General features: G+C 34.4%; 32 protein-coding genes and 1 pseudogene. 14 read left to right on the top strand and 19 right to left on the bottom strand.

Features of this window, described 5'->3' with window-relative positions; translation table 11 throughout:
* Positions 1–11 precede the first annotated feature (11 nt).
* Positions 12–485, top strand: a complete 474-nt coding sequence (locus R2I74_RS07990) for a DUF2383 domain-containing protein (RefSeq protein ID WP_316355172.1) — start codon at positions 12–14, stop codon at positions 483–485.
* 17 nt (positions 486–502) lie between these two features.
* Here R2I74_RS07990 and rsmD read toward each other — a convergent pair whose 3' ends face one another.
* The 3 genes from rsmD to R2I74_RS07975 form a co-directional block, all read right to left on the bottom strand.
* Complete coding sequence (gene rsmD, locus R2I74_RS07985; protein WP_316355170.1) at positions 503–1,078, bottom strand: 16S rRNA (guanine(966)-N(2))-methyltransferase RsmD; 576 nt, start codon at positions 1,076–1,078, stop codon at positions 503–505.
* On the bottom strand, positions 1,075–1,785 hold the full coding sequence (locus R2I74_RS07980) for a pseudouridine synthase (RefSeq protein ID WP_316355168.1): 711 nt from the start codon (positions 1,783–1,785) through the stop codon (positions 1,075–1,077). The genes rsmD and R2I74_RS07980 overlap by 4 nt, the downstream gene beginning before the upstream one ends.
* Positions 1,786–1,969: 184 nt before the next feature.
* Positions 1,970–2,986: an Mrp/NBP35 family ATP-binding protein gene (locus R2I74_RS07975; RefSeq protein ID WP_316355166.1), complete on the bottom strand. Its 1,017-nt coding sequence runs from the start codon at positions 2,984–2,986 to the stop codon at positions 1,970–1,972.
* A gap of 61 nt (positions 2,987–3,047) precedes the next feature.
* Between R2I74_RS07975 and hflK the strand changes: the two genes are divergently transcribed.
* From hflK to trxA, 5 genes are all read left to right on the top strand, one after another.
* Positions 3,048–4,097: an FtsH protease activity modulator HflK gene (hflK, locus tag R2I74_RS07970; protein WP_316355164.1), complete on the top strand. Its 1,050-nt coding sequence runs from the start codon at positions 3,048–3,050 to the stop codon at positions 4,095–4,097.
* Positions 4,098–4,161: 64 nt separating this feature from the next.
* Positions 4,162–5,019 (top strand): protease modulator HflC, encoded by an 858-nt coding sequence (gene hflC, locus R2I74_RS07965; RefSeq protein WP_316355161.1) that lies wholly within the window; start codon positions 4,162–4,164, stop codon positions 5,017–5,019.
* 65 nt (positions 5,020–5,084) lie between these two features.
* Positions 5,085–6,737, top strand: coding sequence for a Do family serine endopeptidase (locus R2I74_RS07960; RefSeq protein ID WP_316355159.1), 1,653 nt, complete (start codon positions 5,085–5,087; stop codon positions 6,735–6,737).
* Between the two features lie 73 nt (positions 6,738–6,810).
* Positions 6,811–6,936 carry a type B 50S ribosomal protein L36 gene (ykgO, locus tag R2I74_RS07955; RefSeq protein ID WP_316355157.1) on the top strand — a complete coding sequence of 42 codons (126 nt, stop codon included), beginning with the start codon at positions 6,811–6,813 and terminating at the stop codon, positions 6,934–6,936.
* 183 nt (positions 6,937–7,119) lie between these two features.
* Positions 7,120–7,437: a thioredoxin gene (gene trxA, locus R2I74_RS07950; RefSeq protein WP_316355155.1), complete on the top strand. Its 318-nt coding sequence runs from the start codon at positions 7,120–7,122 to the stop codon at positions 7,435–7,437.
* A gap of 294 nt (positions 7,438–7,731) precedes the next feature.
* Here the strand turns inward: trxA and R2I74_RS07945 are convergent, their stop codons facing one another.
* Positions 7,732–7,965, bottom strand: a complete 234-nt coding sequence (locus tag R2I74_RS07945; protein ID WP_316355152.1) for a BolA/IbaG family iron-sulfur metabolism protein — start codon at positions 7,963–7,965, stop codon at positions 7,732–7,734.
* A gap of 138 nt (positions 7,966–8,103) precedes the next feature.
* On the opposite strand from R2I74_RS07945, the gene rsfS reads away from it, so the two are divergent.
* Positions 8,104–8,436, top strand: coding sequence for a ribosome silencing factor (gene rsfS, locus R2I74_RS07940; protein ID WP_316355358.1), 333 nt, complete (start codon positions 8,104–8,106; stop codon positions 8,434–8,436).
* Positions 8,436–9,164: a bifunctional 2-polyprenyl-6-hydroxyphenol methylase/3-demethylubiquinol 3-O-methyltransferase UbiG gene (gene ubiG, locus R2I74_RS07935; protein ID WP_316355149.1), complete on the top strand. Its 729-nt coding sequence runs from the start codon at positions 8,436–8,438 to the stop codon at positions 9,162–9,164. Before rsfS ends, ubiG begins: the two co-directional genes overlap by 1 nt.
* Positions 9,165–9,381: 217 nt before the next feature.
* Here the strand turns inward: ubiG and R2I74_RS07930 are convergent, their stop codons facing one another.
* A complete protein-coding gene (locus R2I74_RS07930; protein WP_316355147.1) occupies positions 9,382–10,971 on the bottom strand; it encodes a GNAT family N-acetyltransferase in 1,590 nt (529 codons plus the stop codon).
* Positions 10,968–11,216, bottom strand: a complete 249-nt coding sequence (locus R2I74_RS07925; protein WP_316355145.1) for a hypothetical protein — start codon at positions 11,214–11,216, stop codon at positions 10,968–10,970. The genes R2I74_RS07930 and R2I74_RS07925 overlap by 4 nt, the downstream gene beginning before the upstream one ends.
* 350 nt (positions 11,217–11,566) lie before the next feature.
* Between R2I74_RS07925 and R2I74_RS07920 the strand changes: the two genes are divergently transcribed.
* A protein-coding gene (locus R2I74_RS07920; RefSeq protein WP_316353063.1) for an IS5 family transposase occupies positions 11,567–12,396 on the top strand; the annotation gives its coding sequence in 2 pieces (ribosomal slippage) (positions 11,567–11,957 and positions 11,957–12,396; 831 coding nt in all).
* 88 nt (positions 12,397–12,484) lie between these two features.
* Here R2I74_RS07920 and R2I74_RS07915 read toward each other — a convergent pair.
* The 5 genes from R2I74_RS07915 to R2I74_RS07900 all read right to left on the bottom strand — a co-directional run bounded on the left by R2I74_RS07915 (position 12,485) and on the right by R2I74_RS07900 (position 14,645).
* Entirely contained in the window at positions 12,485–13,060 is a 576-nt protein-coding gene (locus tag R2I74_RS07915) for a GNAT family N-acetyltransferase (protein ID WP_316355143.1), read from the bottom strand.
* Complete coding sequence (locus R2I74_RS08260) at positions 13,057–13,329, bottom strand: phosphotransferase-like protein (RefSeq protein ID WP_394355840.1); 273 nt, start codon at positions 13,327–13,329, stop codon at positions 13,057–13,059. The genes R2I74_RS07915 and R2I74_RS08260 overlap by 4 nt, the downstream gene beginning before the upstream one ends.
* Positions 13,330–13,332: 3 nt before the next feature.
* Complete coding sequence (locus R2I74_RS07910; protein WP_316353004.1) at positions 13,333–13,893, bottom strand: IS630 family transposase; 561 nt, start codon at positions 13,891–13,893, stop codon at positions 13,333–13,335.
* On the bottom strand, positions 13,887–14,372 hold the full coding sequence (locus R2I74_RS07905) for a helix-turn-helix domain-containing protein (protein ID WP_316353080.1): 486 nt from the start codon (positions 14,370–14,372) through the stop codon (positions 13,887–13,889). Before R2I74_RS07905 ends, R2I74_RS07910 begins: the two co-directional genes overlap by 7 nt.
* Before the next feature lie 63 nt (positions 14,373–14,435).
* Positions 14,436–14,645, bottom strand: a complete 210-nt coding sequence (locus R2I74_RS07900) for a hypothetical protein (protein ID WP_316355141.1) — start codon at positions 14,643–14,645, stop codon at positions 14,436–14,438.
* 133 nt (positions 14,646–14,778) lie between these two features.
* Between R2I74_RS07900 and R2I74_RS07895 the strand changes: the two genes are divergently transcribed.
* On the top strand, positions 14,779–15,903 hold the full coding sequence (locus R2I74_RS07895) for an IS91 family transposase (RefSeq protein WP_316352999.1): 1,125 nt from the start codon (positions 14,779–14,781) through the stop codon (positions 15,901–15,903).
* A gap of 205 nt (positions 15,904–16,108) precedes the next feature.
* Here R2I74_RS07895 and R2I74_RS08255 read toward each other — a convergent pair whose 3' ends face one another.
* Both R2I74_RS08255 and R2I74_RS07890 read right to left on the bottom strand, forming a co-directional pair.
* Entirely contained in the window at positions 16,109–16,255 is a 147-nt protein-coding gene (locus R2I74_RS08255; protein ID WP_394355839.1) for a phosphotransferase-like protein, read from the bottom strand.
* The gene (locus tag R2I74_RS07890) at positions 16,252–16,710 is read right to left on the bottom strand and encodes a MarR family winged helix-turn-helix transcriptional regulator (RefSeq protein ID WP_316355139.1); all 459 of its coding nucleotides are present in this window, start codon (positions 16,708–16,710) and stop codon (positions 16,252–16,254) included. Before R2I74_RS07890 ends, R2I74_RS08255 begins: the two co-directional genes overlap by 4 nt.
* Positions 16,711–16,881: 171 nt before the next feature.
* Here R2I74_RS07890 and R2I74_RS07885 point away from each other — a divergent pair, with 171 nt between their 5' ends.
* From R2I74_RS07885 to R2I74_RS07880, 3 genes and pseudogenes are all read left to right on the top strand, one after another.
* Positions 16,882–17,289, top strand: a complete 408-nt coding sequence (locus tag R2I74_RS07885; RefSeq protein WP_316355138.1) for a GNAT family N-acetyltransferase — start codon at positions 16,882–16,884, stop codon at positions 17,287–17,289.
* 51 nt (positions 17,290–17,340) lie between these two features.
* Positions 17,341–17,496: pseudogene (locus tag R2I74_RS08250) on the top strand (type II toxin-antitoxin system RelE/ParE family toxin); the annotation flags it as partial.
* A 244-nt stretch (positions 17,497–17,740) separates the two neighbouring features.
* On the top strand, positions 17,741–18,673 hold the full coding sequence (locus tag R2I74_RS07880; RefSeq protein ID WP_316355136.1) for a hypothetical protein: 933 nt from the start codon (positions 17,741–17,743) through the stop codon (positions 18,671–18,673).
* Here R2I74_RS07880 and R2I74_RS07875 read toward each other — a convergent pair.
* From R2I74_RS07875 to R2I74_RS07850, 6 genes are all read right to left on the bottom strand, one after another.
* Positions 18,647–19,210, bottom strand: coding sequence for a hypothetical protein (locus R2I74_RS07875; protein ID WP_316355135.1), 564 nt, complete (start codon positions 19,208–19,210; stop codon positions 18,647–18,649). The two genes, R2I74_RS07880 and R2I74_RS07875, sit on opposite strands and share 27 nt — an antisense overlap.
* A 25-nt stretch (positions 19,211–19,235) precedes the next feature.
* Positions 19,236–19,439 (bottom strand): tyrosine-type recombinase/integrase, encoded by a 204-nt coding sequence (locus R2I74_RS07870; protein WP_316355133.1) that lies wholly within the window; start codon positions 19,437–19,439, stop codon positions 19,236–19,238.
* 20 nt (positions 19,440–19,459) lie between these two features.
* Positions 19,460–20,289 (bottom strand): IS5 family transposase gene (locus R2I74_RS07865; protein ID WP_316353078.1). Its coding sequence is split into 2 segments (ribosomal slippage): positions 19,460–19,899 and positions 19,899–20,289, totalling 831 coding nucleotides; the frame shifts between segments, so codons are not numbered across the junction.
* Positions 20,279–20,527, bottom strand: coding sequence for a hypothetical protein (locus R2I74_RS07860; protein ID WP_316354176.1), 249 nt, complete (start codon positions 20,525–20,527; stop codon positions 20,279–20,281). Before R2I74_RS07860 ends, R2I74_RS07865 begins: the two co-directional genes overlap by 11 nt.
* A 54-nt stretch (positions 20,528–20,581) precedes the next feature.
* Entirely contained in the window at positions 20,582–20,737 is a 156-nt protein-coding gene (locus R2I74_RS07855; protein ID WP_316353265.1) for a helix-turn-helix domain-containing protein, read from the bottom strand.
* Between the two features lie 20 nt (positions 20,738–20,757).
* Positions 20,758–21,066: a helix-turn-helix domain-containing protein gene (locus tag R2I74_RS07850; protein WP_316353007.1), complete on the bottom strand. Its 309-nt coding sequence runs from the start codon at positions 21,064–21,066 to the stop codon at positions 20,758–20,760.
* Positions 21,067–21,526: 460 nt separating this feature from the next.
* On the opposite strand from R2I74_RS07850, the gene R2I74_RS07845 reads away from it, so the two are divergent.
* Positions 21,527–22,711 (top strand): class I SAM-dependent methyltransferase, encoded by a 1,185-nt coding sequence (locus R2I74_RS07845; protein WP_316355131.1) that lies wholly within the window; start codon positions 21,527–21,529, stop codon positions 22,709–22,711.
* The last annotated feature ends 3 nt before the right edge of the window (positions 22,712–22,714 follow it).

Below are 22,714 nucleotides of genomic sequence, written 5' to 3'. Positions count from 1 at the left end.
CAAGAGGGATTATGACAACTTTAGTAGGTATCCAAAACAATCTTACAAATGCGGTTAAAGAACTCATTGAGCTAGAATATGAAGCTGTAGAATCTTATGAAACTGCTGTCAGTAGATTAACTCATAATAGTGAATGTAAGATACATCTTATTTCATTTTTAGAAGATCATAAACGTCATATTAGCGAACTTTCTGCGCTTTTAAGACAGCACAATGAAGAACCACCTAAAGAAGCAAGCAAATCCAAACAATGGATTAAAAACGGTAAAGTGACTGTAGCTAACATTATAGGAGATGAATTTATAATTGCTGCTATGAAAGGTAATGAATTTGATACTAATGTAGCTTATGAACGTATCTATACCAGAGAAGATGGGTGGAAGGATGTATGTGAGGTCATAAGGCGTGGATTAGAAGATGAAAAACGTCATAAAAAATGGCTGGAAGAAAGACCACAAATATTTCACGTGCATGTATCTGTATGATAACTAATATGTACTAGTCAAGATTTGATGAACTGTAAAATTAATAATTTATTATTACCGTATATGCGTTCCATTATTAACTGTATATTATATGAGTCTGGTAAAACGAGATCATCAGTCTTGGCTAGTTCGATAATTATTAAAGCTTCATTATTTAGCCAATTACCAACCAACAGTGAATTTAGCGATTGGCCGGTAAACTTATTATGATATGGTGGATCTATAAAAACTATATCATAGCCACAAGAAGATTGTGGTAAACGCAGGGCATTCAAGCATAGAAACTGGACATGTGTATCCGAAGCCGGGATCGCACCAATAATTTTTACAAATTGCTCAATAGTTTTTAGATAATCACGGTTAATATCGATAAAACTAACAAACTTGGCTCCTCTGGATAATGCCTCAAGTCCAAGGCTACCACTGCCAGAAAATAGATCCAACACCATACTATATTGTTGATCTGCAAATTTTCCAGAAGTCAATATACTAAATACCGCTTCTCTAAATCTGCCTGTTGATGGTCGATAAGTTGCATTTCTTGCAATAGGTATGCTTAAATTTTTATATTTACCCGCTATAATCTTAATCATAAATTTATTTCTTGAAAATTTAGACTTTGGATCTTACTAGTTTGCTCCTGGTACTGACCTGGTTTTAGATCTCCTAATGAAAAAGCTCCATATTGAGTTCTAATTAATCTACTTACCATTAAACCATAATGATTAAACAGCTTACGAATTTCTCGATTTTTACCTTCGGTTAATACTACTTCAAACCAAGAATTTTTTACTCCTGGCTGTATTAATTTAATTGTTTTTGGGTTATAGATAACACCATTAACCTCAACTGGGAATGATAATGACTGTAGTAATTCACAGTTACCGTAAGCTCGTACTTTATATACACGCTCCATTTTAGTCGATGGTAATTCCAGATTTCTGGCTAACGCTCCATTATTAGTTAATAATAACAATCCTTCACTATTTAAATCCAGTCTACCTACTGAGATTACCCTAGGCAAACCACTAAGATTATCAAATACCGTATCCCTATCATATGGATCATGATGAGTGGTAATTAATGAAACTGGTTTATAATATATCCAGATTCTAGGTCGGTGTGCCCGCTCTATTACCACATCATTTATAGAGATTACACTATCATCATTTACAAATGTTATCGGCGAGGTCACCAGCACATTATTAACTTTAACTACCGCGTCAGCGATTAGCAATTCAGCCTGGCGTCGAGAACAGACACCGGCACTGCTGATAGCTTTAGCAATCCTTTGTTGCATATAATTTCTCCAGAAGCTATAAAGTCTTTCAAACTCAAGCATGAGAGGTCTGATACCAGTCATTAGAATTAAACTAGCACTAGAAAAACGAAGGTCGAGCAGCGCAGCGTACGCTTGGGTACGTGAGCAGCGCAGATCCTGAAGTTTGACAACGTGATAGTTAATTATAATGACTGGTATAATCTTAATCAAGATTAGCTAGTAACTGTTCTATCGGCAAGTCTAAAACATCAGCAAGGCTAGTGCCTCGGTCGCAAGCTTCAGATAGTGCAGCTATTAATGGCAACTGACAAATAAATGGCACTGAATATTCCTGAGCTAAACTATTGCCACTAGTACCAGCAAAGATTTTGATATCTCTGCCATCAGAGTCGATAAAATAACTCATATTTTCAATAATTCCCAGAATTTTGAGATTAAATTTTTTATATAAATCTATTGCTTTTTGTACATCTAATTTAGATATTTGTTGGGGAGTGGTTACCACTACCACTCCATCAATATGATAATTCTCTAGAATTGCCAGATGAATATCTCCAGTACCAGGAGGCATGTCAATAATCAAATAGTCCAGTCTATCCCATAATGTTGAAGATAATAACTGATAGATAGCTTTACTAGCCATTGGTCCACGCCAAGCAATAGCACTACGCTCTGCCACTAGAAATCCAATCGACATGATTTGTATATTTCTTGATTTTAATGGCATCATCATTTTATCTGCTGTAATAGTAGGAGCGCCGTTAACATTAAATATTTGTGGAATTGATGGTCCATAAATATCAGCATCTACTATACCTACAGCATATTTTTTGCGAGTTAAGTGCTCCGCTATCAAAGCTGCAATTGTAGATTTACCTACTCCACCCTTACCAGCAGCAACTAATATTACTTTTCCGACATTATTAATTAGAAGCTTAACCTTACCAGCTTTAGCTGATGGGTTAGCGTTGCTTGGCGGCTGTTCATTTTTAGTAAATACAATGGTAATTTTATCAATCTCGGCTATACTACTTAACTTGTTGATAGCTTGTTGCCGTATCAATTCGGCATTAGCTAAATCTTGGTTGCTAATATCTATAGAAAAACCTATATTATTATTCTTTATTATAACCTCAGACATTAAATCTGATAGTTTTTGACCATTGGGAAATATAATATCAGAAATTTTAGTAATAATTTGCTGATTTAAACTACTCATACTTGAATTATCCAATAAGTTTTATATATTTAACAATAAATTCAATATAGCAGTAATAAAAATGTTTAATATGGTTTTAAGACAAATTCTAAAAAAATCACCGTGGGATGACCAACAAGAAGAAAAAAATATTTTCACCCAACCACGCAAGAATCAATTTAATTTGAATAATTTTCAATTTAATTTCAATAATAAGAGTATTATCGTTGGACTAATTTTATTAATGATAGCTTGGCTTGCCTCAGGGGTTTATGAAGTAAAAGAAGGTGAAGAAGCAGCGGTAATAAGGTTTGGTCGCTTTGCCAGAAAAGGTTTTCCTGGCCTGAACTATCATTTACCCTCTCCTTTTGAGTTGGTAATAAAAGAAAAGGTAAATCAGTCACGCCGAATTGAGATAGGTTATAGATCAGGTAATGCGACAAAATCATATAGTGAAAGCACTAGGCTTGTTACCGCAGAAAGTACGATGCTTACTGGCGATGAAAATATCATCGAGTTAAATTGCGATGTGATGTGGCATATTAACGATCTGGAAAAATTTATTTTTAATATTTATAATCCAGAAGAAGCCGTAAAAACAGCAGCAGAAAGCGCCATCAGAGAAGTTATAGGTAATACCCCTATTGCATCGGTATTATCAAATCAAAAGCTAGAAATAGCGGATAAAATTGTTGAATTAACACAAAAAATTTTAGATCAATATACTGCCGGAGTAAGTATAGAAAATGTTCAACTGCTAAAAGTAGAACCACCAGCTGATGTTATTGCATCCTATAGGGATGTGCAAACTGCAAAGGCTGATAAAGAACGTGAAATTAATCAGGCACAGGCTTACAATAATGATATCTTGCCTAAAGCTAGAGGTGAAGCTGCAAAAATGTTGCAAGAAGCTGAAGGATATAAGCAAGAAATTATTGCAAGAGCCGAAGGTGATAGTAAGAGATTTACTGCAATTTATAAACAATATACGACTAATAAACAGTTAACTAGAGATAGGATATACTTGGAAACTATCGAGGAAATTTTTAAAGGTCCAAATAAAGTAATTATAGGTGCTGATGGTATGCTCCCTCATATGGCTGTATCTCCTAACACTTTAATTTCAAAGTAGTAATAGGCTCCTTGTATAAACAGATAAGTGATTTGGTATCAACAAAAGTTAAGGAAATAAATTAATGAATAAAAGTTATTACATAATTATTGGAGTTTTTATAAGCTTGTTGTCTATAGCTGGCTCTTTATTTTCTGTTGATCAACGCCAGGTAGCGGTAGTCTTCCAGTTTGGTGAAGCTATGCGTACTGTTGATGCTCCAGGCTTAAATATTAAGATTCCTTTTATTCAAAATGTAGAATTTTTTGATAAACGGATTTTACATGTAGAAGCGGAAGCCAAAGAATTAACTGCTGTCGATGGTAAACGATTGATTGTTGATGCATTTACCAAATTTACTATCATAGATCCAGTCAAATTTTATAAAACTGTTCACGACTTTCAAGGAGTACGAATTAGATTAAACAAAATTTTAGAATCATCGATGCGTCAGGTCATTGGTAAAGTTCCATTGACAGCTTTATTAACAGATGAGCGCTCTGATGTAATGCATAATATTAGAGATATTGTAATTCAGGAAGCAAAAACCTTTGGTCTTAATGTGCTTGATGTTAGAATTCTGAGAGCTGATTTGCCAAAAGAAAATAGTGCAGCAATTTATCAAAGGATGCAAACTGCACGTGAGAAGGAAGCTAAACAGATTAGAGCTGAAGGGCAAGAAGAAGCTGCCAGAATTAGATCCAGAGCAGATAAGGAAAGTAAGATTTTAGTGGCTGAATCTTACATGCAATCCCAGATTATTAAAGGAGATGGTGATGCAATCGCTGCAAAAATATATAACCTTGCTTATTTTGAAGACCCAGAATTCTATAAATTTTATCGCTCGATGACAGTGTATAGAAACGTATTAAAGAAAGATGATACTTCTTTTGTGTTATCACCATCATCAGAGTTCTTTAAGTACCTTAACTTAAGTAAGTAAACTAATAACCTCTCTTACAAACTAAAGCATGAGAGAGGTCTAATATCAGGAGATTTATTAATTTTATGATATTTATTCATATTAACAACCGATTATCTCAATATTTGGTATTCTTATTATTAATTTTTAGCCAAATCTCAGCTATTGCTGCCGATAGTAATTACTTTAGCCTTGTCGACGAGAAAAAGCCAGAAGCAGTACTAAAAAATAAAAACCAAACCTATATTGGAGAAAGTGAAAATCAACCGACTAAATTACCTATAGATGAAGTTGCAAAAGAAGTTGAAATCGTTGATTCACCAAGCAATCTCACTGCACCAAAAGCACAATTCGTTGTAACTCATCCAAGTTTTGCCAATATCGTTGAACCACTAATGCCAGCGGTAGTAAATATTTATACGGTACAATATAATAAGAAAAATCAGTATCCACCAAAAGCTCCATTTCCCGAAGGTTTTCCATTTGATCAATTTAATGATTTTTTTGAACAATTCAATATCCCATTTAATTCTGAAGAACTATATTCTAATCCCAAAGCGGTTTCACTTGGCTCAGGGTTTATTATTGACCAGGCTGGATTTATTGTAACTAATCATCATGTTGTAAGTAATGCCGATGAAATACATATTAAACTTATTGATAATACTGAATTACCGGCAAAACTAATTGGCACTGACCAACGAACAGATTTAGCACTCCTTAAAGTAGAGAGCAAACAATCTTTACCTAATGTAAAATTTGGTAATTCATCGAAATCCAGAGTAGGAGATTGGGTTATTGCTATTGGTAATCCCTTTGGACTTGGTGGCACTGTAACCACTGGTATCATTTCCTCCAAAGGACGTGATATTGATATTAATACCGGCGGTGTAGTAGATGACTTTATTCAGACTGATGCTGCGATTAATAGTGGTAATTCTGGTGGCCCGATGTTTAATCTTGATGGCGAAGTTATCGGAGTAAATACCGCTATTTTCTCTCCATCAGGTACTAATATTGGCATTGGTTTTTCCATTCCTTCTAATACCGCTCAAACAATCATTGAACAATTAAAGAAAAGTGGAAAAATTAGCCGAGGTCGTCTTGATGTTACTGTTCAGGAAATTACTACAGATATTGCTGAAGCTCTTGGTTTAAAAGAAGCAAATGGAGCATTAGTAGCTGAGGTAATAGCAGGAGGAGCAGCAGATATTGCTGGTATTAAATCTGGTGATATTATTATAGAGTTTGCAGGACAATCAGTAAAAAATTCTAGAAAATTACAAGTATTAGTAGCAGAAACACCAGTGGATAAAGAAGTACCAGTTGTAATAATGCGTGGCGGAAAAATACATAACTTACATGTGAAGATTACAGAGGTAGATCGCGTTGGTAATAAATTGGCAAATTTTGACCATAAAAACCATAAACAGCATTCTTCATTAGACACAATAGAAAAAAATCACATAACTTTTAGCAATCTGACTGATGCCATACGTGAAAAATTTGCCATAAAAGAAGGAATTAATGGTGTTATCATTACTAATATTGATAAAGATCAAAGAAATTATGGCCTAAAAGTAGGAGATATAGTCATGGCCATTAATCAGCAATATATTAATAATGTTGAGCAATTGCATAAATATTACGATAACGCCAAAGCAGATAAAAAACAAAATATCGTTCTATTAATAAAAAGAAGAAATATAGATATCTTTATAGCTATTCCAATAGCTTAACATTGACTATATTAGTAAAATATGGTACTTATTATTTAATAAGGCTAGTTATTATTATGTTTCAAGGATAATTATGAAAGTTGTAAGCTCACTTAAGTCACTAAAAAAAAGAGATAAAGATTGCCAGGTAGTAAAGCGCAATGGTAAAATTTTAGTTATCAACAAAAAAAATAAAAGATTTAAAGCTAAACAAGGGTAAAGATCTTAGAGATTACCTATAGCGTCGTCAGGTTAGGTGGTGACAGCCAATTTGTTAGGTGATTGTGTAAAACAAATTAATTACTGCATGTGCCTCCTCACCTTAAAATTTAACTATCCCCACCTAACTGACTCTAGCTATATTTTAACAATTAATACTTTTTTTAATTAAATAATTAAATATATGGTTTATGAAATAACCGATAGCTCATTTCAAAAGCAAGTTTTAGAAGCTAATGTCCCCGTACTAGTTGATTTTTGGGCTGAATGGTGTGGTCCGTGTAAAATGATTACACCAATTATTGAGGCTCTAAGCAAAGAGTTAGAAGGCAAATTGAAGATCTGTAAAATGAATGTTGAAACAAATCCGATTATACCTTCTGAGCTTGGTATTCGTTCTATACCCACGTTAATTATTTTTAAAGATGGCAAACAATGTGCCACTAAATCTGGAGCTTTTCCAAAAAATATTATTGAAGAATGGATTAATTCTGTAATTTAGCGACTCATTTAACTCATGACATTCACAGTTTTTAGAATAGTCGTCATTGCGAGGTTTTGTTAAAAGTTGAAGCAATCTGGTCTTTATACAATACGCTCGTCCGTAACCATTGTAAGTCTAAAATAAGCACTAGGGACAAAAGATTTTGAAATGGATTTTGCCATTTGAGATTTCATTTAGATATAGTAATTAACATTCAAACTTAAGAACTCATAAACGCTTACCACAATGACGGCATAAGAACGGCATAAACGTTCGATTTTAAAAACCGTGAAACGTTTTTCGCATTAAAGTTTAATCTGGGATCTTAGTCTTGATCGTAAGCGCATGTAGCTCTTTATCTAAAACATTGGATAGCGCAGCTTTTACCATGCGATGTTGAGCTAGTATATTAAGTCCTTGAAATTTGCTATCAGTTATTTCCAAGGAATAGTGATCTTGATCCCCTGCAAGATCAGTAATTTTTATTACTGCATTTGGAAAATGCTCGCGTATAATATTTTCAAGTTTTTGTGAAGATATTGCCATCTCATTTCACCTCTAATAAAGTCCATAAATTTTTTGCAAAATTCTTAGTTTATAAGTTATGCTCCGTGAAGGATCTTTGCTATAATTTAGCGCATGAGAGAAGTATATTATATAATTTGGCTATAGGAAGAAAAAATGTTGATAACTGACACCGAACAACTAAGAGATTTTATTATAGAATGTCTGCTTGAAAAAAAAGCAGAAGATATAGTTACTATCGACTTAAGTAATAAAACACAATTAGCTAAATATATGATTTTTGCTAATGGTCGCTCTATTAAAAATATTTCAGCAATTGCTGAATATTTGAGTCTTGAGTTAAAGCATAAAACTAATTTAGCTATTAATATAGAAGGCATGGGTAAATCTGAATGGGTGTTAGTAGATGCTGGTGATATTATCGTCCATATTTTCTATCCAGCAGCTAGAGAGCATTTAAGATTGGAAGAAAAATGGAATAAGGTAATTTAATGATAGTCAATTCTTCGGTTGATCACAGTGAGTTAGAAAAATTTGATAAAATTTCTGAAAGCTGGTGGGATAAGAATGGCGAGTTTAAGATATTGCATCAGATCAATCCGATAAGATTGCAGTTTATTAAAGATAAAATTAGTTTGCACTTTCAAATTCAAAATCAGCAATTTACGGGTTTGAGTATTTTAGATGTTGGTTGTGGTGGTGGTCTGGTTACAGTGCCTATACATCAATTAGGAGCTAATGTCACCGGCTTGGATGCTAGCAATAATAATATAAAAGTAGCACGTAATTATGCAGAAAAACATAATTTATCAATAGATTATCTCCATTGCACTGTAGAAGAATTAGCTGCCCAGAATTTACAGTACGATGTATTATTATGCCTTGAGCTAGTTGAACATGTAGCTAATATTCACTACTTCATAAAAAGCCTTGCTTCATTATTGAAACCTAATGGCATGCTGATTCTCTCTACTCTTAATCGTACTATCAAATCTTATTTATTAGGAATTATTGTTGCTGAATATTTGTTAGGTTGGGTGCCAAAACGTACGCATGATTATAGTAAATTTCTTAAACCATCTGAACTTTATCATTTATTATATAATCACCAAGTATGTTTAAAAGAATTAAAGGGATTAACGTTTAATCCCTGCAGTGGTCTTTGGTATTTAAGTGATGATATTGATGTTAACTATTTTGCCTATGCCATAAAACAATAACCAGTAGAAAACTATTCAACAATAGCAGTTCCATTCCTTGATCAGATATATATGGCACTGTTAAGTTGTTCTTACGATAGAACATGGGGACAAAAAATGTCTGTGAATCTCAGAGGGTTAGATGTAAACAAAATGTTTGAAATCGGCAAACCAATTTTCATGCGCGTTGCTTAAACCCAGATTATGGGGAAAAGGGGTAATATATCTTGAATCCTATTCAGGCAACAACGCCATTCATCATTTTGACTACTTCAGGTATGACCGTTTGTAGTCGTAGAATCGTCGCTAACGTTTGATTCACTTGCTCAATGCCCATAGATTTATGTTCAGAATCACCATGAACACAGGAACGATCTATGTTATAAACTAACCAACCAATCCAACTAAATACACCATAAATCGCAGCAAAAACATGATCATGATGTATAACGCCACCAGCTTTTTGGTATGCCTCAATCATTTTAAAAAAGAGATCCTTGTCAAAGTTACTGGTAATTCCGCTCCAATAAAATGCTGTGTTGATAATGTCATAAGTAGGATTGACTTTGCGGACAGATTCCCAATCGATTAGGATTGGATTATTGCTACTGTCCCACAAAACATTCTTCTGATCCAAATCACCATGGCTGACGATACTATGTGTTTTTAAAATCGGTATTGCTTTTTGATATGATTCGTTAGCTGCCAATATATTATTTTGATTTCTCCGTAAAGTTGCAGTAAAAGGGCAATTAAAACGCATCGCTTTGTCAATTAATTCAAGAATTTTTTCTTTTGTGTAAGTATAGAATTCTGGCTGGATTATTTCAGGTTCATCCAAATTAAGATAGTGCATTTTGGCGAGGTAAGTCGCTATTTTTAGGGCATGAGGTTCTGAAACAGCGTGTTGATCTAGTGCTTTTGCATTAACCCATGGATACACTAAAAAACCAGCCCCATCTATCATGAAGAGATATTTGCCAGATTGTGCGATAGCACATACGCCTGAAATACCATACACTACAAAGCGCGAGGCGATTCTTTCACTCAATTCATAATTTTTAATAACTTGATCGTTTTTCAAATCAATATCTTTTGATAGCTGCTTGATTGCGTAAGAGCCTTTATCTGTACTAAGACGCCACATGATGTGAAGCAAACCACCGTGTACTCTTGTGGGCACTTGAATGGGCGTTCCAAGGTTAAAATGATGGCAAATTGCTTTGATATGATTATTATTCACAGACAGAAACCATTTAATCAATAAATGGTGGGGTTTACCGGCACCGCTACAATCTCCACCCATTACAAAGTCAGCAATATGCAGAAAGCCTGCCTTCATGTAGACATGTTTTGCTCGTGCGTTATCGCTGGAAGGGTCGATTATAAATGTATCTGCTGATGTGTCGAAATCTCTTCTAAAAAAATCAAGAAATTTCGACAATGTTTTTGCGCCATAGCCTTTGCCAAAATAATTTTTATCCCCGATCATGTAATCGATACCATAAGTATGACCGGTTTTCGAAAGGTGATTTAATTTAATACCACCCTTATGATCTTCAGCTGTTTCTTGGATGGTCATCAGCATTGCGAACGGATGACCATCGCAAGCCGCTATCCAATAAACATACTTGCCGTCACAATAATTCGAAAGCACTTTTCTGCCATTAACAAAATTTAAAATATCGTCTTTATGCTCTTGCGTATTATCCCAGAATTCTTGAACAAAAGGTTCAGCTAGCCAATCAAAAATTATATCAATGTGATTTATGTTGGCTTTTCCAAAATGTATATTTATTTTTTCTTCAACTAAGCCTGTGTTATTCATGAGATTAAGCTCTGTATATGCTTTAAAATTTTCTCGGCTACTTGCGCTGCAAAGAACCCGCTCACATCTAATTCGAATAAATGTGGATGTTCTATGGTGATCAGCGGCTCGGTTTGGTATACATCCAAAGGATCAATTGATTTCCACCTCGCTCTCCTTGAAGGCTCCGTAATACGCTTTAAGTGCTCTTCTTCTGAGATAAGCAGTTTTACAGGAATAAATAACGAGCCACGTTTTAATGCCATAGATTCTACTTGTGAGTAGCACCTGCGATCACCTTGCGTCTCATACAGACAATTGGTTAAAACGTAATTGTGGTTTTGTTCTATTGATATAAAATCGAAGACAGCAGTGCGTATGCGTCCAATAGCATTCCATCCAATTTCAGGAATTTTGCTGAAACCATCATAATTCAGCAATGTGAAAATGGGGTTGTTAATCAGTTGATTATCGCAAACAATAAATCCAAATTTTGCTAATTCTTGTGCGATTGTATACTTGCCTGTACCAGGCTTTCCGATGAGATAAATAATAGACCTCTTTCGAAACTGGACTAAATATGTTATAAAGTCGAATTTACTTAATTTAGAACTATATGAGATATAAAAATTTAAGCATTTTATCGGAAGAGCATTTTAGAAGATTAACAGGGGTAAGAAATAGTACATTTGAAAAGATGGTAGGGATTTTAAAGACAGAGAAACAAATAAATAGGAGGTACCAAGGTGGCAGAAGAGCTAGTCTTAGTATGGAAGACAGCCTATTAATGACACTTGAATATTTAAGGGAATACCGTACCTATTTTCATATAGCTAAGAATTATGGAGTTAGCGAAAGCAGTGCATTTAAAACAATTCGTTTTGTTGAAGACACTCTAATAAAACATCCGGATTTTGCTCTTCCAGGTAAGAAGGCTCTAGTTAAAAGCGGTATGGAGTATGAATTAGTTTTAATAGATGCTACAGAAAGCCCTATAGAGCGACCCCAAAAAAACAGAAATACTATTACTCAGGTAAAAAGAAAAGACATACGTTAAAGACTCAAATAGTAGTAGATAAGAAAAGCAAACGAGTCATATGCACTTCTTTTTCCAATGGTAAGCGTCATGATTTTAAATTATTTAAAGAATCAAGAACCCATATACTGCCTGAGGTTAAAGTGATTACTGATACTGGTTATCAAGGCTTACAGAAGATTCATACAAATTCTGAGCTACCAAAGAAAAAGAGTAAAAAGAATGCTTTAACTAAAGAAGATAAGAAAAATAATAGAAGTTTAGCAAGTGACAGAGTATTAAATGAAAATGTTATCGGTATGTTAAAGCGTTTTAAAATAATTGCTGATAAATATCGAAATAGACGCAAAAGATTTGGTCTTAGGTTCAATTTAATTGCTGGTTTATATAATTGGGAGCTTGGTAAATGAGTTTCGAAAGAGGTCTAATATATGATTTTTTTTGAGTATTATTTTTCGTGCTCATCTTCAACCTCGTATTTTGTGCCTTGATGAAATATCATTTGCCACTCATCACCATATCTTTTGGATAGTGCAGAGCGGATCTGAGACGAGCTGTTTGCTCTCGAATCATCCATACTTCACCTCCCGTACTTGGCTGCTTTGTACTTTTCTTAAAACCAGCTTTTTCATATGCTCTAATAGCGGCAAAGTTAGTATTCTCTGGATCAGCAAAGATATGAGTATATGAATTACCATATTCTTTTAAAAACTGTGAGATGGCCTGAGATCCGATACCCTGTTTTAAATAATGCTCGATACCGATCAATACATCAAAGGCAGCAAGGCTTGAAGGTAGGTCAATTAACGGCTCCCTGCGTGCAAAATCATAAGCATTATAAATTTGGATATAACCGATAGGTGTATTATCCACACAAATAACATGAGCGCTGATCACTTTAGCAATACCGTTTTCTTGTCTTTTTCCCTTGACGTAATCGGTATATTTTTCCTGGATTAATTTTGGAGTCCATTGAACATCTTGATCCCACCATGCTTTAACGTGCGGTGCCTCTAACCACTTCGCTAGCTGCGGAAAATGTGATTCAGCTAAAGGAGTGAAAGTTATATTCATTTGAATTTCTTCTGCATATTAATAAAACCTTGTGGCGTGTGCGTGCTCTCTACAAAAGTCAAAATTTGTGTTGCAGTCTCAAATGGCGATGCAGTACTTGTATCAACGTTGAGATCGTATTCTCTAAGACCAACATGCACTCTATCTATTTGATCATTTGCAAGCCCAATGGCACGATCACACCTTAAGATTTCTCGCATCTGCATGGTTGCGAGATCACAGAATACTCCAACAAAATAGACAACATGATTGTGTAATACCGATTGCAATAATTAACACGGTGTATTTATCCAGTCTCTATACATAATTGATTTTACTAAATCTACATTCTGAGCAAGTTGATTCCAAGCGTAACAAGCCATAGTGACAATATCTTCATATGCACCGTAACATTGGTTAGACAAGAAATGATTTTTGATCCACTCCCAAACTTGTTCCATTGCATTAAGTTCTGGTGCATAAGGCGGAAGCGGTATCAAAGTGATATTGCTTGGAACAGTTAGTTTTTTGGCTGTGTGCCAACCTGCATTATCCATTAGTAAAGCTATATGTCGGTTGCTTTGAGTAGTGAGAGAAAGGTCTTCTAAGAATTTATTCATTGCCCGTGTGTTGGCATATGGTAAAATTAATGCAAAAGATTCTCCCGTATCATGGCAAGCAGCTCCGTAAATGTATGTTGAAATGAATTGCTGTTGCCGAACTTTACGGGGTCTAGTGCCGCGTTTAGCCCATATACGAGTTAAGCTACCTTGTTGCCCAACTCGAGTTTCATCCTGAGACCATATATCAACGTTACATCTATCGATATTTTTTGGTAATAATTCTGTTAACATGTCTGGGAAGTTTTTTTATATGTATTTTGAGTCTCTTGATTTGACTTTGGATGCATTGAACGAGAAGTAATCCAGCTAAAACCAAGGCGATGCATAGTATTGTAGACTGTTTTTAAAGCGCATTTAGCGCCATATTCCTCAAGCAACATGTTATGTAGCTCCTTTGCGGTTATATACCCGCCAGTTTCACTTTCACTGAGCATATTGATTTTATCAAAAAGAGCAGATTCTTGTAGAGTGTTAATCTTCCTAGGAGCGCCGCTTCTTTGTGATTCAAATAAACCTTCAAAACCATGATTTCTAAATCTTCTGAGCCATGATTGCACGGTTTTCCAGTGCAACTTCACTATTGCAGATATGGCTTTAAAAGATTTGCCTAATTGAAGGTGATACATCGCCAATAAACGTATGCGATTCCGACCATGCGGCTCATGTTTCATCATTTTTATAAAATCATGATCATGAAAACCTAGCGGCAATATTAACTTAGCTATTTGAGTACCTTTTATCCGTTAAAAATCCATTTTAGGCCACCGCGTTAATTATTGCAATTGGTATAATGCATTGATGTAAGATTTAAGATAAATATCGTCAAATAAAACTTCGTCAATAATAAGATTATTGCCTCCGCTTGCCAGCAGATTAGCAAAATCAGGCATAACCCCAAAAAGTTGATCGCCTTTGGAGCCTGTTTCAACACCCATAGTTGGACTGCGACCATTTCTTCCTGGAACAAAACCAAGATAAGCCACCTATCGGTGGCAGCTTAGCTTTTTACATCTCTTGCCAACTTCTGTTATCAAAGGTAATATGCAAGTCATTACAAATAATCAGAGTAAAAGATGGAAATAATCGGTAAAGGAATCTCTATAAAACATATTTTTCTTGATCGGGGTAATTGGCGTCGATTTCACTGAAAAATATAGCGAGCTGAGGTATGGTATTATCTTTAACGTTACTAAAGTTATATTGTGCGGAACGAAATATTTAGGATTTAAGAGTTATAGCTGCCCTACATGTGATCACGGTAAATCAGTAGTATTTAGTTGTAAAGGTAGATTTTGTTCTCGTTGCGGTAAGAAGCAAACAGATCAATGGATAAGTAAAGCTACCAATGTTCTACCAAAGACACGTTGGCAGCACATTACATTTACAATGCCCGACTCATTATGGCCAATATTTTGGCTTAATCGCAATCTGTTTGGATTAATTTCTGCTGTTGCCGCCGGAATTATTAAGGAAATAGCAACAAAGAAAAAGATTGTAGTCGCTATATTTACTGCCCTGCACACCTTCGGTAGAGATTTAAAACGTAATGTTCATATCCATTTATCGGTTACTTGCGGCGGTATAGATAGCAAGGGTAATTGGCGTAAATTATTTTTCCCTGCCGAGCCTATTAAAAAAATGTGGAGACATAGAATTCTTGAGTTATTTCGCTCAGAATACGCCTCAAGTAATTTGAAATTACCGTCGAAATATCAAAATGATGGCGATTTTAACAACTGGATGATCGGCCTATATGAAATCAGTTGGTATGTTTATTTGCAAAAACCATCAGACGATCATAAACGCAACATAAACTATTTAGGGCGATATATAAAACGACCTCCTATTTCTGAGGCAAGAATAGAGGAATATGATGGACTGCAAGTAACGTTTAGATTTCTTGACCACTACAATAACACGATTGATCACGTCACAATGCCTGTACTGCAGTTTATATCTAGCCTGATTATGCACATACCCGATCGTTATTTTCGAATAATAAGGTACTACGGCTTTTTATCTAACAGAACTAGAGGAATACAACTACCTATTGTATATAAGGCGATAAACCAAATTATACCTAAGAAAATCAAGTCATTGAACTGGAGATTAATGATTTGGTTAAACTTTAAAAAAGATCCGTTATCTTGTCCAAACTGTAATCAATTTATGAGCCTGAGACAGGTTTATTACGGTTTATCTCCACCCTTGTTATTAGTGAAGATCAATGAATTATTGTGAACGCCTCGGTGATATTCATATGGTGAACCGTTGCTTCACGCCACGTTAATATAATTTTAAAAAATTGGCCTATTTTGAGATAGATTTTAAGAGAAGATTTTTATACAAGTGTCAATAATTTCTAATATCACAATTTAACAACCAAATTTTTAAAGAAAATTTTAAAATTTTCAAAAAAATATTTTTGGTAAAATTTTTGAAATTCCTATACTAAAAAAGGGAATGGTGTCATGCTGATAAATGTATCAATTCCAAAGGTAAGCCAAAGGTCGTTACTCAAATGCTGTATTGATCTTACAATAGATGTTTTGCCTGATGATCCGCATCCATTTAAAAATATAATTTTGCTCATACGACTACGACCTGATGTTTTAATATCCGTCGCAAAAAGGTATCAAATTCTTGCTTTTGACCTTTTAGACATTCAAAAAAACACTTCTCAGCTTCCATTAAATCAGCGCTTGCAGTTTTAATTTTATTGATCCCTTCTGTTGTCAGTTTTGGAAATTTAGAACGTTCATCGCCGATTTTTTGAGAACGTTTAATGAAGCCTCTTTTTTCTAAAAGTCTTAAAACTTGTGAGGTCATAGTGACGTCAAAACTGGTAAATCTAGACAGATCATTTTGCGTGACTTCAGAACCTTCGCGCATCATAAATCCAAGTGACATTAAAAGAATGAATTGGACATGAGTTAGTTCATGCGGTAAAAGCGTGCTTTCAATTTTCCTTTTCCAAGAAAAGTAGGTTTGATAAAGCAAAAATCCACTCATGTCGGTCATATTGATCCAATTACTGTCTTTTTTCATGGTATTACCCTCTGATTGTGCAGTGTGATAAGTTGCTTTGATTTTGACATATAGAAATCTTCATAAAATAATATGATTTGCACACAGATTATATTTGCATATAATAGTAAAATATGTCAAGATAAAGTTGGATTTAAATCGTAATTTTGGTCATCAGAGGAGTGACAAATCATGAATATCGAATTTACAAAATCTCCTGCAAGTATTGACATTGATTTTCTAACTAAAGAAATTAATCAAGAAACACCTGAATTTGGCAAAGCTTATCCTTTTGCTTTTTTTGTACGCAATGAATATAATCAAATCATAGCAGGATGCAATGGCAGTGTGATTTTCGGCAGCATTTATACCGATCAATTATGGGTACATCTAGAGTTTCGCAAGAGCGGTTTGGGGTATAAATTGATGGCGCAAGTTCATGATTATGGTCGCAAATCAGGATGCAGCATGGCAACGGTTACTACAATGAGCTTTCAGGGCGCTAAAGCATTTTATGAAAAATTGAAGTACATGGTGGATTTTGAGAGACCTGGTTATACGCAAAATTCCAGCTGCATCTTTTTAAAGCGGAGCTTGTAATGTAGCGAAACTGAAAAAGTCTGACATGGAACCTTATCCAAAAAGTTACCCAACGAGATACAATCAATAGCTAGAAAAAAATTGAAGATGATTGCTGCTGTTGCAAATATAGAATCTTTAAAAATACCACCTGCTAATCATTTAAAGAAGCTAAAAGGTAAAAGGAATAATCAACATAGATTGGAAGCATCTCCCATTTTGATTTAGATTGGTAATTTGCGCATCTATAGGCATTTGATTTGTATGGAGTTTTAATAACTTAGTCTGTACAGTACCGCTATCCTGATATGATATCTGACGTTATTTAGAACGTCAAATCTCTGTATTTAAACAAAATAGGGGATGGCTTCCACATCAATTTGTTGCTACGTAAGGTGAGTTATTAAATTATTTGTTGACTACTATTACCGATGCTGACGTATAATGTGATACTTGCCTTTTTTAAAGATTTATGAAAAAATTTATATTTTTACTTTTAAGCCTTATCTATAGCTCTTCTGTGGTAGCCATATTACAAGATGATATGTTTAAAACATACCAACATCCGCGCTTTGACAAATTTAAAGCAATTACAGCCCCAAGATTAGAAAGTTTTGTTAATCACCAGCTAAGATTATTTACTCATAAAACCAAAGCAGTATTTTATCCATTTGGTGGGCCAGATATTATTTACCCTTTGATGTTATTTCCACAAGCGCAGAACTATCTTTTAATTGGCTTGGAACCAAGAGGCGTTGCTGGTGATGGCTTGCAAATCCCTAAAAACTTAAATCGTCAACTGGACTCTCTCTTGCGTCGCAGCTTTTTTGTTACCTCAGACATGAATCAAATAATTACTCATAAACATGGTATTTTACCTTTGTTTCTTGCACAGATTGCATTGATGGGTGGCTTAGTTAAAGATATTAAATACCCAGATTATTCTTTCGGCAAGACTCTTGAAATAACTTTCATACATCTACAATTAGAAAAGAAACTTATCTATGTTCAAACAAATGTGGTAAATCAAAATTTGAGCGATGATTTAATCAAATTCATAAAAGATAATAGTTTATTTGATACTTGTATGATCAAAGCCAGTTCTTATTCATTTCACCAAAATATTTTTTCTAAATTAAGGGATTTTGTGCTAACAAATGCTGACGTCATACTACAGGATGATACAGGCGTGCCACTAAAAAAATTTCCTAAAGATTTTAAGATACATTTATTTGGCAATTATCTTATGCCTTATGGCAAGGAGTGGAGCGGTTATTTCCAAAAAGATTTGTACAAAATATATTATGAGACAAATCCTAAATCAAAAGTTCCATTTTGCTATGGCTACGGATGTGGTCGAAGTCCAGTAGCAATAATACTAGCCATTCGGGGGAGTACAGATTAGCTGTAACGTTTTCCCTAAAGCATCACTATCTATAGTATGCCCACCTTCATATTCAATAATTTTATATCTTAAATTTTTGGCACGCTCGTATGCATACTTATCATATTTACCTATCATAATGTAAACTTGATCTGTTGAATCTATATGTCCTGCTGCTCCGATTGTTATAACTGGTGCAGTTAAAAACTTTTGCTGCGAAATTTCATGTAAAAAATAACCACCGTTAGAAAATCCAATCCAGCCAGTTACGTGCATACCTTGTAAATCTGTCAATATGGATTGATAGGTTTCTGTTGCTTGTTTAAAATCTTGATGGGCCCAACAAATTTTATTATCAAATTTTGCACATCGATACCGTGGCATAAGTGCTATAAACCGTATATTAAGCTTACTCCCTATATCATGCAATATTTGCCTATATTTCTGCTCATCTGACGAATAAAAAGATTCTGCTAATCCACAAAGATACACCCAACAGTCCTTAGCTTCAGGATTACCAAGCTCAATAAATCGTGATTCTGCATGAGCTGACGTCATATGAAACAACCATATTATAAGGCCTTTAGTTAATGACTTCATTATATTTTTCCTGAGCGTCAGATAAACTAAGGCAGAAGTATATTTCTAGGAAGCCTCTTTTTTCATGACCAAAATAAGGCTGGATTAAAGCATCGTCTATGCCTTTTTTCAGCCAAGTAAACAGAAAATGTCTAAGCTTATGTGGCGAAATTGATTTTACAATGCCCGCCAAATTTGTATATTTCATTAATAGACCTCTTTCGAAACTCATTTACCAAGATCCCAATTATATAAACCAGCAATTAAATTGAACCTAAGACCAAATCTTTTGCGTCTATTTCGATATTTATCAGCAATTATTTTAAAACGCTTTAACATACCTATAACATTTTCATTTAATACTCTGTCACTTGCTAAACTTCTATTATTTTTCTTATCTTCTTTGGTTAAAGCATTCTTTTTACTCTTTTTCTTTGGTAGCTCAGAATTTGTATGAATCTTCTGTAAGCCTTGATAACCAGTATCAGTAATCACTTTAACCTCAGGCAGTATATGGGTTCTTGATTCTTTAAATAATTTAAAATCATGACGCTTACCATTGGAAAAAGAAGTGCATATGACTCGTTTGCTTTTCTTATCTACTACTATTTGAGTCTTTAACGTATGTCTTTTCTTTTTACCTGAGTAATAGTATTTCTGTTTTTTTGGGGTCGCTCTATAGGGCTTTCTGTAGCATCTATTAAAACTAATTCATACTCCATACCGCTTTTAACTAGAGCCTTCTTACCTGGAAGAGCAAAATCCGGATGTTTTATTAGAGTGTCTTCAACAAAACGAATTGTTTTAAATGCACTGCTTTCGCTAACCCCATAATTCTTAGCTATATGAAAATAGGTACGGTATTCCCTTAAATATTCAAGTGTCATTAATAGGCTGTCTTCCATACTAAGACTAGCTCTTCTGCCACCTTGGTACCTCCTATTTATTTGTTTCTCTGTCTTTAAAATCCCTACCATCTTTTCGAATGTACTATTTCTTACCCCAGTTAATCTTCTAAAATGCTCTTCCGATAAAATGCTTAAATTTTTATATCTCATATAGTTCTAAATTAAGTAAATTCGACTTTATAGCATATTTAGTCCAGTTTCGAAAGAGGTCTATTGCCCGTGTGTTGGCATATGGTAAAATTAATGCAAAAGATTCTCCCGTATCATGGCAAGCAGCTCCGTAAATGTATGTTGAAATGAATTGCTGTTGCCGAACTTTACGGGGTCTAGTGCCGCGTTTAGCCCATATACGAGTTAAGCTACCCTTGTTGCCCAACTCGAGTTTCATCCTGAGACCATATATCAACGTTACATCTATCGATATTTTTTGGTAATAATTCTGTTAACATGTCTGGGAAGTTTTTTTATATGTATTTTGAGTCTCTTGATTTGACTTTGGATGCATTGAACGAGAAGTAATCCAGCTAAAACCAAGGCGATGCATAGTATTGTAGACTGTTTTTAAAGCGCATTTAGCGCCATATTCCTCAAGCAACATGTTATGTAGCTCCTTTGCGGTTATATACCGCCAGTTTCACTTTCACTGAGCATATTGATTTTATCAAAAAGAGCAGATTTTTGTAGAGTGTTAATCTTCCTAGGAGCGCCGCTTCTTTGTGATTCAAATAAACCTTCAAAACCATGATTTCTAAATCTTCTGAGCCATGATTGCACGGTTTTCCAGTGCAACTTCACTATTGCAGATATGGCTTTAAAAGATTTGCCTAATTGAAGGTGATACATCGCCAATAAACGTATGCGATTCCGACCATGCGGCTCATGTTTCATCATTTTTATAAAATCATGATCATGAAAACCTAGCGGCAATATTAACTTAGCTATTTGAGTACCTTTTATCCGTTAAAAATCCATTTTAGGCCACCGCGTTAATTATTGCAATTGGTATTAGACCTCTCTTGTTTTGTCGATGATTTTGCTAAGATTAGTGACAGATAGATTAACATTTTGTTGAACGTCCTCAATGCCTTTGTTCATATTCTTTCTACTGTAGTTGGCTTATTGCCTTAAACCTATAAAACTTTCAATAAAACACTCTTTCCTAATCCAAAATTGAGGTTTTCAAGATTTGATAAATCTTCCAATTTTTTCAGCTATATACAGACCTGTATCCAAAAAACTAGTACAAGATCTTCATATGTGTGTTTAATCTTAATAATATCTTGCTTAATCAATTATCTATTGCTAGAACAAAAACCTACTAACTTTTTGTGGTTAGGTAGAAGTCTTGATTTATACATAATTAGCAACTGAATAAAGGCGGCATCTGATGAATATACAGAAACATTGTATCGTGTGTGGTTTTCATAAACTATACCCAATTTACATTGATCACCAACAGCCTTTATGCGCCTTAAATTTGCCTAAAAGTCATAAGGAGGCTACAAACGCTAAAAGATTACCTCTTAATTTTTGCTCTTGTGCACGATGCGGGCATATTTTTAATTTTTCTTTTGCATATGACCAAGTCCCGTATAGTGACGGCTCTAATCTAATGTACAATAGTGGAGATATTTGGAACCAATACCTCGATCAGCTTATTACTAAGATTAATAAAAAACTTCCGCTTAAGCAAAGTACAGTAATTGAAATAGGCTGTGGAAATGGTGTTTTTTTACAAAAAATTAAAGCCCAATTTTCAAATGCAAAATGTATTGGGTTTGATCCTTCTATTGATGCCACAGAACTAAACTCGGAAATTCAAGGTATTAAAGATTACTTTGTACCTGAACGAGATATAGAATTGTACAAGCCTGATATTTTAATTTGTCGCCATGTGATTGAGCATCTTGAAGATCCTTTTAATTTTATGGCTGATATTGCGTTTTGGTGTTCTTACTATAATCACTATCCTTTATTTGTTGTTGAGATGCCCAAAATAAACAAAGCTATTGAACAAAAAAGGACTTCTGACCTTATCTATGAGCATGTATCAAATTTTTCAGACAGAAGCTTTAAGTTTTTGACAGAAAGATCAGGTTTTAATATTGAAGAGATATCATCTGAATATAATGACGAAGTAATTCTTGCTTTTATAAAAGCAATTCCAGATGACGGCCTTTCAGACATTAAAAACAAGTCAAAAAATTACTTTCAAGGTATTCAGAAGGAAAAAGAGAACGTCGAAGAATTCTTAAACACACTAGATAAAAATAAAACAGCATTTTGGGGAGCTACAGGTAAAGGAGCTGCGTTTTTAAATGCTTTTAATGTATCAAATGATCGTTTTCCTTTAATCGTTGATTCTGATGAGCGCAAATGTGGTTTTTATGTTCCTGGGACAGGGCAATTGATTCAAAATGCATCAATTTTATTAAAAAATCCAGTTGATAACATTATTGTTACCACGTCATGGCGCGTCCAAGACATCTATTTACAAATTAAAAAAATGAAAATTGCTTATCAAAATGTGTATTACATAAAAAATAATAATATAGTTGTTTATTCAGAGTAGTTT

It is taken from the genome of Candidatus Trichorickettsia mobilis, assembly GCF_963422225.1.
In the GTDB taxonomy this organism is placed as follows: domain Bacteria; phylum Pseudomonadota; class Alphaproteobacteria; order Rickettsiales; family Rickettsiaceae; genus Trichorickettsia; species Trichorickettsia mobilis_B.
Note: the sequence above shows the minus strand (reverse complement) of the source record. Positions and strands in the feature narration are given on the sequence as shown.